The organism is Caulobacter sp. LARHSG274 (genome assembly GCF_052871235.1).
Genome location: NZ_JBIXJO010000015.1, coordinates 33736 through 47123, shown reverse-complemented (window position 1 = coordinate 47123; position 13388 = coordinate 33736). Strand labels below are relative to the sequence as shown.

The 13388-nt window shown below is 69.8% G+C and carries 11 protein-coding genes and 1 tRNA gene; 8 read left to right on the top strand and 4 right to left on the bottom strand.

Going from position 1 to position 13388, the window contains the following annotated elements:
* The first annotated feature begins 122 nt into the window (after positions 1-122).
* Positions 123-2531 carry a glycoside hydrolase family 3 N-terminal domain-containing protein gene (locus tag ACIPQB_RS19780; RefSeq protein ID WP_446486978.1) on the top strand — a complete coding sequence of 803 codons (2409 nt, stop codon included), beginning with the start codon at positions 123-125 and terminating at the stop codon, positions 2529-2531.
* Between the two features lie 23 nt (positions 2532-2554).
* On the opposite strand, the gene ACIPQB_RS19775 is transcribed toward ACIPQB_RS19780, so the two are convergent.
* The 3 genes from ACIPQB_RS19775 to manD form a co-directional block, all read right to left on the bottom strand.
* On the bottom strand, positions 2555-3688 hold the full coding sequence (locus ACIPQB_RS19775; RefSeq protein WP_446486977.1) for an alpha/beta hydrolase: 1134 nt from the start codon (positions 3686-3688) through the stop codon (positions 2555-2557).
* A 92-nt stretch (positions 3689-3780) separates the two neighbouring features.
* On the bottom strand, positions 3781-4533 hold the full coding sequence (locus ACIPQB_RS19770; RefSeq protein WP_446486976.1) for a FadR/GntR family transcriptional regulator: 753 nt from the start codon (positions 4531-4533) through the stop codon (positions 3781-3783).
* 139 nt (positions 4534-4672) lie between these two features.
* Positions 4673-5884 (bottom strand): D-mannonate dehydratase ManD, encoded by a 1212-nt coding sequence (gene manD, locus ACIPQB_RS19765; protein WP_446486975.1) that lies wholly within the window; start codon positions 5882-5884, stop codon positions 4673-4675.
* A 210-nt stretch (positions 5885-6094) separates the two neighbouring features.
* Between manD and ACIPQB_RS19760 the strand changes: the two genes are divergently transcribed.
* From ACIPQB_RS19760 to ACIPQB_RS19750, 3 genes are all read left to right on the top strand, one after another.
* Positions 6095-8212: an alpha-glucuronidase family glycosyl hydrolase gene (locus tag ACIPQB_RS19760; protein WP_446487032.1), complete on the top strand. Its 2118-nt coding sequence runs from the start codon at positions 6095-6097 to the stop codon at positions 8210-8212.
* Between the two features lie 41 nt (positions 8213-8253).
* Positions 8254-8673: a GFA family protein gene (locus ACIPQB_RS19755; protein WP_446486974.1), complete on the top strand. Its 420-nt coding sequence runs from the start codon at positions 8254-8256 to the stop codon at positions 8671-8673.
* A 346-nt stretch (positions 8674-9019) separates the two neighbouring features.
* Complete coding sequence (locus tag ACIPQB_RS19750; protein WP_446486973.1) at positions 9020-9349, top strand: hypothetical protein; 330 nt, start codon at positions 9020-9022, stop codon at positions 9347-9349.
* 13 nt (positions 9350-9362) lie between these two features.
* Here ACIPQB_RS19750 and ACIPQB_RS19745 read toward each other — a convergent pair whose 3' ends face one another.
* The gene (locus ACIPQB_RS19745; RefSeq protein WP_446486972.1) at positions 9363-10121 is read right to left on the bottom strand and encodes a hypothetical protein; all 759 of its coding nucleotides are present in this window, start codon (positions 10119-10121) and stop codon (positions 9363-9365) included.
* Positions 10122-10247: 126 nt separating this feature from the next.
* Between ACIPQB_RS19745 and ACIPQB_RS19740 the strand changes: the two genes are divergently transcribed.
* From ACIPQB_RS19740 to ACIPQB_RS19725, 4 genes are all read left to right on the top strand, one after another.
* A tRNA-Lys gene (locus ACIPQB_RS19740) sits at positions 10248-10322 on the top strand.
* Between the two features lie 200 nt (positions 10323-10522).
* Positions 10523-11179: a hypothetical protein gene (locus ACIPQB_RS19735; protein ID WP_446486971.1), complete on the top strand. Its 657-nt coding sequence runs from the start codon at positions 10523-10525 to the stop codon at positions 11177-11179.
* Positions 11176-12444, top strand: a complete 1269-nt coding sequence (locus ACIPQB_RS19730) for a hypothetical protein (protein WP_446486970.1) — start codon at positions 11176-11178, stop codon at positions 12442-12444. The genes ACIPQB_RS19735 and ACIPQB_RS19730 overlap by 4 nt, the downstream gene beginning before the upstream one ends.
* Positions 12431-13387: an AAA family ATPase gene (locus ACIPQB_RS19725; RefSeq protein ID WP_446486969.1), complete on the top strand. Its 957-nt coding sequence runs from the start codon at positions 12431-12433 to the stop codon at positions 13385-13387. Before ACIPQB_RS19730 ends, ACIPQB_RS19725 begins: the two co-directional genes overlap by 14 nt.
* Position 13388 lies beyond the last annotated feature (1 nt).

The following is a 13388-nucleotide window of genomic DNA, read 5'->3' as shown; positions in this document are numbered from 1 at the left end:
GTGTTTGATGAGACCGGTACCATTTTAGGCTTGAGTGGTCAGACCTCTGCTTTCATAGTGCCGCCAACGCCGAACCAGAGACCGCGCGACGGTCCGAAACCATAGCGGGGAAATCCAGGATCATGACCCAGCCCACCGCCATCACCCGCCGCACCCTGGGCGTCAGTCTCGCCGCCCTGGCCGCCGCCTCCGCGCCCGCCGTCCGCGCCGCCACGGCCGGCAAGCCGCTCTACAAGGACCCGACTCAGCCAGTGGAACTGCGGGTGCGCGACCTGCTGGGCCGCATGACGCTGGAGGAGAAGGCCGCCCAGCTGATCGGCGTCTGGCTGACCAAGGCCAAGATCCAGACCCCCGAGGGCGAGTTCTCGCCCGCCGAAGCCAGCAAGAACTTCCCCAACGGCCTGGGCCAGATCTCGCGCCCGTCCGACCGCAAGGGCCTGAAGCCCGCCGCGGTGGTCGACGCCGCCGCCGGGGCCGACGACGGCTCGGTCAACCGCAACGCCAGGGAGACCGCCCGCTACATCAACGCCGCCCAGAAGTGGGCGATGGAGCAGACCCGCCTGGGCGTTCCGATGCTGATGCACGACGAGGCCCTGCACGGCTATGTCGCCCGCGACGCCACCAGCTTCCCGCAGGCCATCGCCCTGGCCTCGACCTTCGACCCGGAGATCGTCGAGAAGAGCTTCGCCGTCGCCGCCCGCGAGATGCGGGCCCGCGGCTCCAACATCGCCCTGGCCCCGGTGGTTGACGTCGCCCGCGACCCGCGCTGGGGCCGCATCGAGGAGACCTATGGCGAGGACCCGCACCTGTGCGCCGAGATCGGCCTGGCGGCGATCCGCGGCTTCCAGGGCAAGACCCTGCCGCTGGCCAAGGACAAGGTGTTCGTCACCCTCAAGCACATGACCGGCCACGGCCAGCCCGAGAACGGCACCAATGTCGGCCCGGCCCAGATCGCCGAGCGGACCCTGCGCGAGAACTTCTTCCCGCCGTTCGAACGGGCGGTGAAGGAGCTGCCGGTGCGCTCGGTCATGCCGTCCTACAACGAGATCGACGGAGTGCCCTCGCACGCCAACCGCTGGCTGCTGCACGACGTGCTACGCGGCGAGTGGGGCTTCAAGGGCGCGACGATGAGCGACTATTTCGCCATCAAGGAACTGGCCGCCCGCCACAAGCTGACCGACAACCTGGCCGACACCGCGGTGATGGCGATGAACGCCACGGTCGATATCGAGCTGCCCGACGGCGAGGCCTACGCCCTGCTGCCCGAACTGGTCAGGTCGGGCCGCATCCGGCAGAGCCAGGTCGACGAGGCCGTGGCCCGGGTCCTGGCCGTCAAGTTCGAGGGCGGCCTGTTCGAGAACCCCTATGCCGACGAGAAGACCGCCGACGCCAAGACCGCCGCGCCCGACGCCGTCGCCCTGGCCCGCGAGGCGGCCCGCAAGGCCGTGGTGCTGCTGAAGAACGACAAGGGCGTGCTGCCGCTCGATCCCTCGAAGTTCAAGCGCCTGGCCCTGCTGGGCACCCACGCCAAGGACACCCCGATCGGCGGCTACAGCGACGTGCCGCGCCATGTGGTGTCGATCTATGAGGGCCTGGAGGCGGAGGCCAGGAAGAGCGGCTTCACCCTCGACTACGCCGAGGCCGTGCGGATCACCGAAAAGCGGATCTGGGCCCAGGACGAGGTCAAGCTGATCGACCCGGCCGTGAACGCCAAGCTGATCGCCGAGGCGGTCGAGGTCGCCAGGAAGGCCGACGTCGTGGTCATGGTGCTGGGCGACAACGAGCAGACCAGCCGCGAGGCCTGGGCCGACAACCACCTGGGCGACCGCGACAGCCTCGACCTGATCGGCCAGCAGAACGACCTGGCCAGGGCGATCTTCGACCTGGGCAAGCCGACCGTGGTGTTCCTGCTCAACGGCCGGCCGCTGTCGATCAACCTGCTGGCAGAGCGCGCCGACGCCATCGTCGAGGGCTGGTACCTGGGCCAGGAGACCGGCAACGCCGCCGCCGACATCCTGTTCGGCCGCGCCAATCCCGGCGGCAAGCTGCCGGTCAGCATCGCTCGCGACGTCGGCCAGCTGCCGATCTACTACAACCGCAAGCCCACCGCCCGCCGCGGCTACCTGGCGGGCGACACCTCGCCGCTCTATCCGTTCGGCTTCGGCCTGTCCTACACCAGCTTCGAGATCTCGGCCCCGCGCCCCGCCAAGGCGGCGATCGGCCCCGGCGAGAGCGTCAAGGTCGAGATCGACGTGACCAACACCGGCAAGGTGGCCGGCGACGAGGTGGTGCAGCTCTACATCCACGACGAGGCCGCCTCGGTGACCCGTCCGCTGCTGGAGCTCAAGCACTTCAAGCGCGTCACCCTGGCCCCGGGCGCCAGGCAGACCGTGACCTTCGAGGTCTCGCCGCTGGACCTGTCGCTGTGGAACCTGGAGATGAAGCGCGTGGTCGAGCCGGGCAAGTTCACCCTGCTGGCCGGCCCGAACTCGGCGGAGCTGAAGCCGGCGACGCTGACGGTGACGGCCTAGCGGTCAGCGCTGCGGACGGCGGGTTACTGGACTCGCCGCGCCACGGCCTCGGCGCCGTTGACGTAGAATCTCACCGCCGACGGCGGCTGATCGCCGGGCTCGAAGGTCAGTCGGGCGTCGACGCCGTGGACATAGAAGCGGTCCAGCGCCTCGGCGTAGATGTTGGTCGGCGGCATGCCGGGGACTTGCAGCAGCATGCCGTCCTCGTCCTCGCCGATGGTCATCTGGCGACCGTCGGAGAGGACATAGGTCCCGAAATAGCGATGGCTCTGCTGCGGCGTCAGCGTGATCGGCGAGGGCCGGCGGATCGGGGCGGCGCGAGGCAGCAGAAAGGGGAACGCCGCCGACATCAGGACCGGATAGTAGGAGATGTGCTGCTCGCCGGCGAAGGCCTGGACCTTCAGCGTCAGGTGCTCGGGGTCGCCCGACAGGGCTTCGGCGACCCCGCGACCGCCCTGGACCATATAGGGCTCCTCGTCGGCGCCATAGCCGACGAACACCTTGCGGCCGCCAGCTCTGGCCCGCACGGCCTTCAGGCGGTCGATCACGCTGGGATCGGCCCAGACCGACGGGCTGGCGATCAGATAACCCCTGAAGGCCTCGGGCCGGTCGGCCAGCATGTTGGCGGTGAATATCCCCGACAGCGAATGACCAAACAGCACGGCGGCCTTGGGATCCAGGGGATAGCGCGCCTCCATCAGGGGCTTCAGTTCTTCCAGCAGAAAGGCGCGGAACGCCGCGCCGCCGCCGCCTTTGGCGACCGTGCCGTCGGGCCGGGTTCCGGGCCCGAACAGCAGGTCGCGCTCGCGGGTATAGGGGCCGCCGGGCGGATAGCCGACGGTGATGATATAGGCCGGCGCCATCGTCCCTGCGCCGCCCAGCAGCCATCCGGTCGGGCCGGCGACATCGTAGCCGCCGTCCAGCACGTACACCGCCGGCGCCATCTGGCCCGGCAGGATCGGCGGGGTGCCAGGCGCGGTGACCTGGATCGCGAAGTCGCGGCCAACCCGCTCGGAATGCACGATCAGTTGTATGGCCCGCCTTTGCGGAGCGGGGCCTTCGGAGACGATTTTGAGGGACGGGGCGTCGGCCGCGATGGCGGGCAGGGGCGCGAGCAGCAGGGCCAGGGTAAGCGGACCCCAGTTTCGGATGGTCATCGAGGGTCTTCCCGCCGACGCACGGGACGGCGTCCGCCGAAGAAAACTACACTTGTAACTTCAATGTCAACGGCGCCGGTCGAGCATCGCCGTCAGATCGCCACCCGCTTGGCGATGGCGTTGCGGCGGGCCGTGGTTTCCTGCTGGGCGCGTTGGACCGCCTCGGTCTCGGTGGCGTGCAGCAGGTGGTCGATGACCCGTTCCAGGTGATCGCGCATGGCCTGGCGGGCGGCGGCGGGGTCGCGGGCCTTCAGGGCGTCGAACACCCGCCGATGCTCGGCGATGCGCGGCTCCAGGCCCATGCCGCGGGCCCGGGTCAGGATGTTGCGGGCCAGGGGCGAGCGGTTGCGCCAGTCCCACAGGTTCTCGATCGTGGCGATGATCGCGCCGTTGCCCGAGGCCCGGGCGATGACCATGTGGAACTCGCGGTCGGCGTCCTCGCCCTGCAGCTCTTCCTCCTGGGCCATGCGCACCATCAGCGCCTCGAGCTGGGCGATCTGCTCGTCGTCGATGACCGTGGCGGCCAGTGCGGCGGCCTCGCCCTCGAACAGCCGGCGGGCCTCGATCAGCTCGAAGGCCCCGATCTCGGTGTCGAGTTCGGCGTTGGTCGGGGCGGCGGGGCGGACGCTGCCTGTGACATAGATGCCCAGGCCGTGGCGGGCCTCGATCATGCCCAGCATCTCAAGCGCGATCATCGCCTCGCGCAGGGTGGGGCGGCTGACCCCGAACTGCTCGGCCAGTTCGCGCTCGGTCGGCAGCCGGTCGCCAAGCTTGTACTGGCCGCCCTCGATGGCGTCGGCGATCGAGTCGGCGATTCTGCGGTAGAGCTTGACGTTCCCGGCCATGTGCTTTCGTCGGTTCCCCAGTGGCGGGCGGATCAGGCCCTTGGACTCGCGATAGCATACCACCTTGTCGAAGGTGGGCTATTTCAACCCCCTGCGCCAAAACCGCCGGCCTTAGCCCAGGGGCGAGGCCGAAACCGTCTTACCAGTCATGCATCGAACCATCTTCGCGGCGGGCGATCGGCAGATAGGCGCGCTTGTACGGATAGCGGGCGGCCAGGGCCTCGTCGATATCGACTCCCAGGCCGGGGGCCTCGCCGGGATGCAGCATGCCGTCGGCGAAGCTGTAGGCGTGGGGGAACACCGCGTCGGTCGCCTCGGTGTGGCGCATATATTCCTGGACGCCGAAATTGGGGATCGACAGGTCGAAATGCAGGGCCGCGGCCATGGCGACCGGCGACAGGTCGGTGGCGCCGTGGCAGCCGGTGCGCACATGGTGCAGGTCGGCGAAGCTGGCGATCTTGCGCAGGTGGGTGATCCCGCCAGCGTGGACGACCGTGGCGCGGATATAGTCGATCAGCTGTTCCTCGATCAGCTGCTTGCAGTCCCAGATGGTGTTGAACACCTCGCCGACCGCCAGAGGCGTGGTGGTGTGCTGGCGGATGATGCGGAAGCTGGCCTGGTTCTCGGCGGGAACCGCGTCCTCCATCCAGAACGGGCGGTAGGGCTCCAGGTCCTTGCCCAGGCGGCCGGCCTCGATCGGGGTCAGGCGGTGGTGCACGTCATGCAGCAGGTGGACATCCCAGCCCAGCTTGTCGCGGGCGGCCTCGAACAGGCCGGGCGCGCTGCGCAGGTACTTCTCGGTCGACCACAGGCTTTCGCTGGGCAGGTCGGCGTCGGCCGGCTCGTAGAAGAACCGGTCCTTGGAGACGCCGTAGACGGTCTTCAGCCCCGGCACGCCCGATTGCAGGCGGATCGCCTTGTAGCCCTGCTCGGCATAGATGGCGGCGTTGTCGAGGGTCTCCTCGATGGTCGAACCATTGGCGTGGCCATAGACCATCACTCCGGTCCGGCAGGCCCCGCCCAAGAGCTGATAGAGCGGCAGGCCGGCGATCTTGGCCTTGATGTCCCACAGGGCCATGTCGACCGCGGCGATGGCCGACATCGTCACCGGCCCCCGACGCCAATAGGCGCCCTTGTACAGGTACTGCCAGATGTCCTCGATCTGGTGGGCGTCGCGGCCGATCAGGCAGGGGATGACGTGGTCGGTCAGGTAGCTGGCGACCGAAAGCTCGCGGCCGTTGAGGGTGGCGTCGCCGACCCCGTGAACGCCGTCGTCGGTCTCGATCTTCAGCGTGACGAAGTTGCGTCCCGGGCTGGTGACGATGACCTTGGCGGCGGTGATCTTGGGCATGAGGGGGCTTTCCTTGACCCGACGGCGGCATCGGATGGTAGCGTCAGGGTCTAAATCAGGCGTGGCGGTTGTCAATCGATTGGTCAGGCCAATGGTGTCGCAGTGTCTCGACCTTTGATCAAGGTAGCGGTATCACAAGCTCAAGACCTTCGCGCCCTCGGCGTCGAACGGCGTCGCCCGCGGGAGAGAACATTGCGGCCCTTGACCCTGATCCGCGGCCTCTGGCCGCTCCTGGCCCTGCTGTCGGCGGCGCTGGCTTCGCCGGTTCGGGCCGAGGACGGCTATGACCTGTGGCTGCGTTACCGGCCGCTGCCGGCCGCCCAGCGTCCGGCCCCGCGGACGATCGCGCCGAGCGCCGACACTCCGACCCTGAAGGTCGCCCGCGCCGAGCTGGAGCGCGGCCTCCAGGGCCTGACCGGCGCGGCGCGAGCTCAGGCAGGGGCAGGGGCGGGGACGATCCTGCTGGGCACGCCCACAGGCTCGTCCGCCGTCGCCGCCCTGCACCTGCCGCTGCAGGCGGCGGGTGAGGAGGGCTATGTGATCCGAACGGTGGGCGCGACCACGGTGATCGCCGCCAATCGCGACATCGGCGTGCTCTACGGCGTCTTCCACTATTTGCGCCTGGTCCAGACCGGCGCCGGCGTCGACCGGCTCGACATCGCTTCGGCTCCCAAGGTCCGGCGGCGACTGCTGAACCACTGGGACAACCTGGATGGTTCGGTGGAGCGCGGCTATGCCGGGGCCTCGCTGTGGGACTGGTGGAAGCTGCCGGACTACAGGGACCCCCGCTATGTCGACTACGCCCGGGCCAACGCCTCGATCGGGATCAACGGCGCGGTGCTCAACAACGTCAACGCCAAGGCCGACAGCCTGACCGCGCCCTACATCGCCAAGGCCGCCGCCCTGGCCGACGTCTTCCGACCCTACGGGATCAAGGTCTATCTGTCGGCCCGGTTCTCGGCTCCGATCGAGATCGGCGGGCTGAAGACCGCCGACCCGCTGGACCCGGCCGTCCGCGCCTTCTGGACGGCGAAGGCCGACGAAATATACCGGGCCATTCCCGATTTCGGCGGCTTCCTGGTCAAGGCCAATTCCGAAGGCCAGCCGGGACCGCAGGACTATGGCCGCACCCATGTCGACGGGGCCAACATGCTGGCCGACGCGGTGGGACCGCACGGCGGGATCGTGATGTGGCGGGCCTTCGTCTATTCGCACGAGCAGCCCGACGACCGCGCCAAGCAGGGCTACAGCGAGTTCAAGCCGTTCGACGGCCAGTTCCGCGACAATGTCGTCATCCAGGTCAAGAACGGCCCGATCGACTTCCAGCCGCGCGAGCCGTTCCATCCGCTGTTCGGGGCCATGCCGAAGTCGAACCTGGGCATGGAGTTCCAGATCACCAAGGAATATCTCGGCTTCGCCACCCACCTGGTCTATCTGGGCCCGCTCTACGAAGAGGTCCTGAAGTCCGACACCTATGCCAGGGGCCCCGGCTCGACCGTGGCCAAGGTGGTCGACGGCGCGCTGGACGGGCGGCGCGAGACCCTGGTGGCGGGCGTGGCCAATATCGGGACCGACAGGAACTGGTCGGGCTCGCCGTTCGACCAGGCCAACTGGTACGTCTTCGGCCGGCTGGCCTGGGACCCCGAGGCCTCCAGCCGCGACATCGCCGCCGACTGGGCGAAGATGACCTTCTCGACCGATCCGCGCTTCGTCACCCCCGTGGTGGCGATGATGATGGGTTCGCGCGAGGCCGCGGTGGACTACATGACCCCGCTGGGCCTGCACCACCAGATGGGCAATGGCCACCATTACGGCCCCGCGCCCTGGTACAGCGGCGGGGCCCGCGCCGACTGGACCAGCGTCTATTATAACAAGGCGTCCAGGGACGGGATCGGCTTCGACCGCACCGCCGCCGGCAGCAACGCCGTGGCCCAGTACGCCCCCGAGGTCGCCCGCAGGTTCTCCGACCTGAAGACCGTCGACGAGAAGGACCTGCTGTGGTTCCACCACCTGCCGTGGGACTATCGCCTGAGGTCGGGCGCGACCCTGTGGGACGGCCTGGTCGGCTGCTATTCGCAGGGCGTGGCGGCGGTCGACGGCATGGGCCGCACCTGGGCGGATCTGGCGCCCTATGTCGATCGCGAGCGCCATGGGCAGGTCGCCAGCTTCCTGGCCATCCAGGCCCGGGAGGCGCGGTGGTGGCGCGACGCCTCGATCGCCTATTTCCAGACCCTGTCGCAGCGGCCTCTGCCGCCCGGCGAGCCGCCGCCGGCCCGTTCGCTGGACTATTACCAGAGCCTGCAGTTCCCCTACGCGCCGGGGATCTAGCGGCGCTTGCACGCGCGCCGGGCCCTGGCTAAGCCTTGGGCATGACCCAGACCGGGACCTGGTGCACGGGCGGCTGTCTCTGCGGGGCCGTGCGGTACGAGGCGACCAGCGCGCCGCTGTTCGCCGGCCATTGCTACTGCGCGGATTGCCGCAAGGCGTCCGGCTCGGGCTTCATTCCGTTCATGGGCTTCGCCAGCGCCGCCCTGCGGATCAGCGGTCGGACGCTGCAGTACCGGTCGCCGGCCTTCCGGGGCGGCGAGGCGGTGCGCAACGCCTGCCGCGTCTGCGGCGGCCTGGTGTTCGGCGGCGAGGTCGGCAAGGACCAGTCGCACACGATCTATGCCGGCTCGCTGGACGATCCGTCGCTGTTTCGGCCCGCGGTCGCGATCTTCGTCCGCGACCGCCCGGCCTGGGCCCCGCTGCCGCCGGATCTGACGGCCTTCGAGACCATGCCCGACTAAAAAAACGGCGTGTCCGAAGACACGCCGCTGGGGAACGCGAAGAAGGAGATCGCGTCAGTCTGGAGCCGACCGCGGTCGCCGATCCCATGGACCAACCCCGCTCGGGGAATCTGCGCGCAGCATCGACGCCGCGGGTTTCAGTCAAGCCTTGCCCGCGCCATCCGTCCGGATTTATCGGCGGGGCGCGATCACAGGTTGTATTCTTATGAGGTAAGGCCTTGCGTGTCAACGAGGCCATATCTCCCGAGCATGTCCTCATTCCGATCAGCCCTTGGGCCTGAATTCTCGCAATCGGATTGTAACGGGCGGGCTGGCCTGGGCAGGCTGGCCGGGCTAACACCCTCGCATGGCGCGAACCAAGCAAAGTCCTGAATTTCAGATCGAGGTCGGCGGAGAGCCCTATGTCTGGCGGCTGCATCGCCAGCCGGGCTGGTCCAGCGACGGTGCGGAGCGGCACGGCATGGCGATCGCCGTGCGCCACCAGGAGGGGCAGCGCGAGGCGGTGGTGGAGTTTCCGCCCGGCCCGCAGCCCCGCTACGGCGCGCCGCTGCTGAAGCCCGCCCAGATCGCGCCGGAGCTGGTGGCCAGGGCCATCGCCTCCGCCGTCGCGGCCGGATGGGAGCCGCAGTCGCGCGGCAAGACCGTCGCCATCGTCGTGGACGCGAGCGGGGGCTGAGGCGGGGGCGTCCTTACCAGATCTTGTAGAACGGCTTCTTTTTCTTCTTGGCCGGCGGCGGCGCGGGCTCGGGCTGGGCCGGCGGGGCTTCGACGGTCGTGGCGTCGGCCGGGGCGGGCTGGACGGCCGGCGCGTCGGCGGTTGGCACGACGGGGGCCTCCTCGGCCGGCTTGTCCGATTGCCAGGGGAAGCGCTTCTCGACGATCGCGGCGGCGGGCTTGGCCAGGTGCTGCGGCGTGGCCGGCGGGTTGCAGCCGCGCGCCTCGCCCAGGCCCTTCAGATAGGCCCGGCGGATGGCCCCGGAGGCCATGGCGCTCTGCACCAGCTTGTCGTGCTTTTCGGCCCCGCTGAGCCTGCGCACCCAGCCGCGCATCGGGATCAGGTCCTGGGCGGCGCTGGCCATGGCCCCGAAGGCGGACGAGGCGGCCATGCGCTTGCCGCGGTCCATCAGGTCCTCGTTCTCCTCCGGCGGATGGCGGTCGACGTCCTCGCCCAGGGCGACGTCGAGGGGCGCGACCAGGGTGATCAGGACGTCGCAGCTGATCTTCTTGCCCGGCGGCCGGGCGTAGGGGTCGGCCATGGCCTCCAGCAGCACCGGCGGGATCTTGGTGCGCACCAGGTTCATGTCGCGCAGCGGCGCGGCGGCGGCGCCGGTGATGCCTTCCTTGTTGGCGTCCGACGTCGTCTGGATCTTCTGGGGCGGCGGCTCGGCCTTGGTGGCGCAGGCGGCCAGGACCGGGAGGAGGACGGCGATAAGCAACGGGCTGCGCATGGCCGAACCCTAGCGCGAGGAAGCCGCGTTCGTCATCTCCCTCTCGGCGCGAAAGCGCGCTTGCGGCTCAGCCGGGCCCCGACTATGTTCCGCGCCGCTTCCACCGGCGCCCGCCGCGTCGATAGCGGGCCGGTAGCTCAGTGGTAGAGCATTCGACTTTTAATCGAATGGTCCTGGGTTCGAATCCCAGCCGGCCCACCAACTCCGCCCTGAAATGATTGCATAAAATCACCGCTTCGGCGGCCCCTCGGACCGTCCGTCGTCGAGGCGGCCGGCGGGGCAGGCGCGCGCGACCCGGACGATCGGTCTGGTCTCGGACGAATCGTTCGCGCTCCGAGTTCAAGGCGACACCGAGAGTTGAATCGTCTAGCGTGAGCGGCGGGGCAGTCGGGAGCGAGCGTTTGGCGGGAGGCGTTGGGGGCGAGCGGCACGCGTCCGGTCCGGTCGTGGACGGGGCGGCGGACGGCTTTGCGCGGGTCCATGCGGCCGTGCTGCGCGACCGCAGCCTGCAGTTCGAGCCGACCGTGCAGCCGACGCCGCACGTTCCGGCCTGGCTGCGGGCCTTCGGCAGGCTGCTCGATTCGGCCGCGCCCTTTCTGACCTATGTGTTCTGGGGATTCCTGATCGTCGGGGCGGCGGTCATCCTGTTCTTCCTGACCCGCGAGCTGATCGCCACGCGCTGGCCGTCGTTGCGGCCGGGCAAAGGTCCGGTGCTCGGCGACGACGCCTGGCGGCCCAACGTCGCCAAGGCTCGCACCCTGCTGGAGGACGCCGACCGCCTGGCCGCCGCCGGCCGCTTCGCCGAAGCCGTCCACCTGATCCTGTTCCGCAGCATCGAGGACATCGAGGGCAAGCGCCCGGACCTGATCTCGCCGGCCCTGACCAGCCGCGACATCGCCGCTCTGGACGGGGTGCCGCAGACGGTGCGCCGCACCTTCAGCCAGATCGCCGGGGTGGTCGAGCACAGCTTCTTCGGCGGCCGCCCGGTCGGGGCCGACGAGTTCGCCGCCTGCCGCGCCGCCTATGAGGGCTTCGCCTTCGCCGAGGCTTGGCGATGAGCGAGGCCATGTCGGACGCCAAGTGGGGAGACGGCCTGCTGTTCTCGCCCAAGGTCGTGCTGGGCATGATCCTGGCCGGGGTGTTCGCCTTCTCGGCCTTTGTGGTGCTGTCGACCTATGCGCCGGACCTGCAGTCGGGCGATGACGGCCGGGCCCACGCCCTGTCGCGTTCGGCGGTCGGCTATGGCGGCGCGGTCCAGCTGCTGCGGGGACTGGGCGAGCCGGTGCTGGTGGCGCGGCGTTCCCAGCGGTTTGAGACGCCCGCCCTGGTGATCCTGACCCCGGACACCGGCGTCGCCCCCCAGGCCTATCTCGACACCGCCGTCCTGGTGTTTTCGACGACGTTGGTGGTGCTGCCCAAGTGGCGCGGCGGTCCCGATCCGCGTCACCAGGGTTGGATCGGCGGGCTGCAGCCCGTAGCGGCCGACGATCTGACGACGCTTCTCAAGACGATGAACCTGTCTCAGACGGTCACGACCAGCGACGCGACGACCGCTACGCGGCGCCTGACGGGCGCGCCGGGCAGCGTGATGGCCGGCTTGACGTTCGAGACCGGTCCGATCCGGAACCTCCGGACGCTGTCGGGGCCCGGTCTGATCCCGGTTCTCACCGACGAGCACGGCCGGGTGGTGCTGGCCCGGCGCGGCGACATGAAGGCCTATGTGCTCTCCGACCCCGATCTGTTGAACACTATGGGCCTGAAGGACGTGCGCACGGCGCGGACGGGCGTGCGGATGGTCCAGGCGCTGCGCGATGGGGCCGTCGAGCGGCGGGTCAGCCGGGCGATCGTCTTCGACGTGACCCTGAACGGCTTTTCCCGGTCGCGCAGCGTGCTGAAGCTGGCCTTTGAGCCGCCGTTCGTCGGGGCGACCCTGTGCCTGGTCGGGGCGGCCCTGCTGATGGGGCTGCATGCCGCCGCCCGCTTCCGGGCGGTGCGCCGGGGCGAGCGGGCCCTGGCCCTGGGCAAGGACGCCCTGGTCGACAATTCCGCCGGCCTGATCCGCATGGCCAGGCGCGAGCCGGCCATGGCCCCGCGCTATGCCGAGCTGCAGCGCGCGGCGGCGGCCCGGGCCCTGGGCGGGCCTCGGCTGGACGGCCAGGCCCTGACCGATTTTCTGGACCGCCAGGGCGAGCGCTTCGGCGCCGCCGACCGCGCCTCGACCCTCGACGAGGCGACCCGGGCGGTCCGTTCCCCGGGCGAGCTGATCAGGCTCGCCCACCGTTGGCATCAGTGGAGACTGGAGATGACCCGTGAACGTCGCTGAGGTGCAGGCGCTCGCCGGCCGGATCCGGACCGAGACCGCCAAGGCCGTGATCGGTCAGGACGACACCATCGACCTGATGCTGACGGCCCTGTTCGCCGGCGGCCACATGCTGCTGGAGGGGCCGCCGGGCACGGCCAAGACCTTCCTGGCCCAGTGCTTCGCCCAGGCGGTGAACCTGCAGTTCGGCCGCATCCAGTTCACGCCCGACCTGATGCCGGGCGACATCCTGGGGGCCAACCTGTTCAACTTCCAGACCAGCGCCTTCACCCTGGTCAAGGGCCCGATCTTCTGCGAGCTGCTGCTGGCCGACGAGATCAACCGCACCCCGCCCAAGACCCAGGCGGCGCTGCTGGAGGCGATGCAGGAGCACAAGGTCACCCTGGACGGCGAGCGCCATCCGCTCAGCGACCGCTTCATGGTCGTGGCCACCCAGAACCCGCTGGAGCAGCAGGGCACCTATCCGCTGCCCGAGGCCCAGCTGGACCGCTTCCTGTTCAAGCACGTCCTGGCCTATCCGAGCCTGGCCGAGGAGACCGCCATCGTCGCCAGCCACGGCGGCCGCACCGGCCAGCCGTCGCCGGAGGGCTTCGGGGTCGCCGCCGCCGCCGACAGCCCCACGATCGGGGCGGCGGTGGCGGCCGTGGCCGGGGTGCGGCTGACCGACGAGATCGTCGGCTACATCGTCGGGGTGGTTCGCGCGACCCGCGACACCGGCGAGCTGTCGGGCGGGGCCTCGCCGCGCTGCGCGGCCATGCTGGCGGTCGCCGCCCGGGCCCGCGCGGCGCTGGAAGGCCGCGACTATGTCATTCCCGACGACGTCAAGCGCCTGGCCCTGCCGGCCCTGCGCCACCGGGTGATCCTGTCGCCGGCCGCCGAGATCGAGGGCCGCAAGGTCGACGAGGTGGTGCGCGGCCTGATCGACCAGGTCGAGGCGCCGCGATGAA

Excerpts from the sequence above, each read along its gene's own strand:
- manD (WP_446486975.1), bottom strand. The coding sequence starts at position 5,884 with ATGCCCAAGATCACCGCCGCCAAGGTCATCGTCACCAGCCCGGGACGC.
- ACIPQB_RS19730 (WP_446486970.1), top strand. The coding sequence starts at position 11,176 with ATGAGCGAGGCCATGTCGGACGCCAAGTGGGGAGACGGCCTGCTGTTC.
- ACIPQB_RS19770 (WP_446486976.1), bottom strand. The coding sequence starts at position 4,533 with ATGGCCGGGAACGTCAAGCTCTACCGCAGAATCGCCGACTCGATCGCC.
- ACIPQB_RS19750 (WP_446486973.1), top strand. The coding sequence starts at position 9,020 with ATGGCGCGAACCAAGCAAAGTCCTGAATTTCAGATCGAGGTCGGCGGA.
- ACIPQB_RS19780 (WP_446486978.1), top strand. The coding sequence starts at position 123 with ATGACCCAGCCCACCGCCATCACCCGCCGCACCCTGGGCGTCAGTCTC.
- ACIPQB_RS19755 (WP_446486974.1), top strand. The coding sequence starts at position 8,254 with ATGACCCAGACCGGGACCTGGTGCACGGGCGGCTGTCTCTGCGGGGCC.
- ACIPQB_RS19775 (WP_446486977.1), bottom strand. The coding sequence starts at position 3,688 with ATGACCATCCGAAACTGGGGTCCGCTTACCCTGGCCCTGCTGCTCGCG.
- ACIPQB_RS19745 (WP_446486972.1), bottom strand. The coding sequence starts at position 10,121 with ATGCGCAGCCCGTTGCTTATCGCCGTCCTCCTCCCGGTCCTGGCCGCC.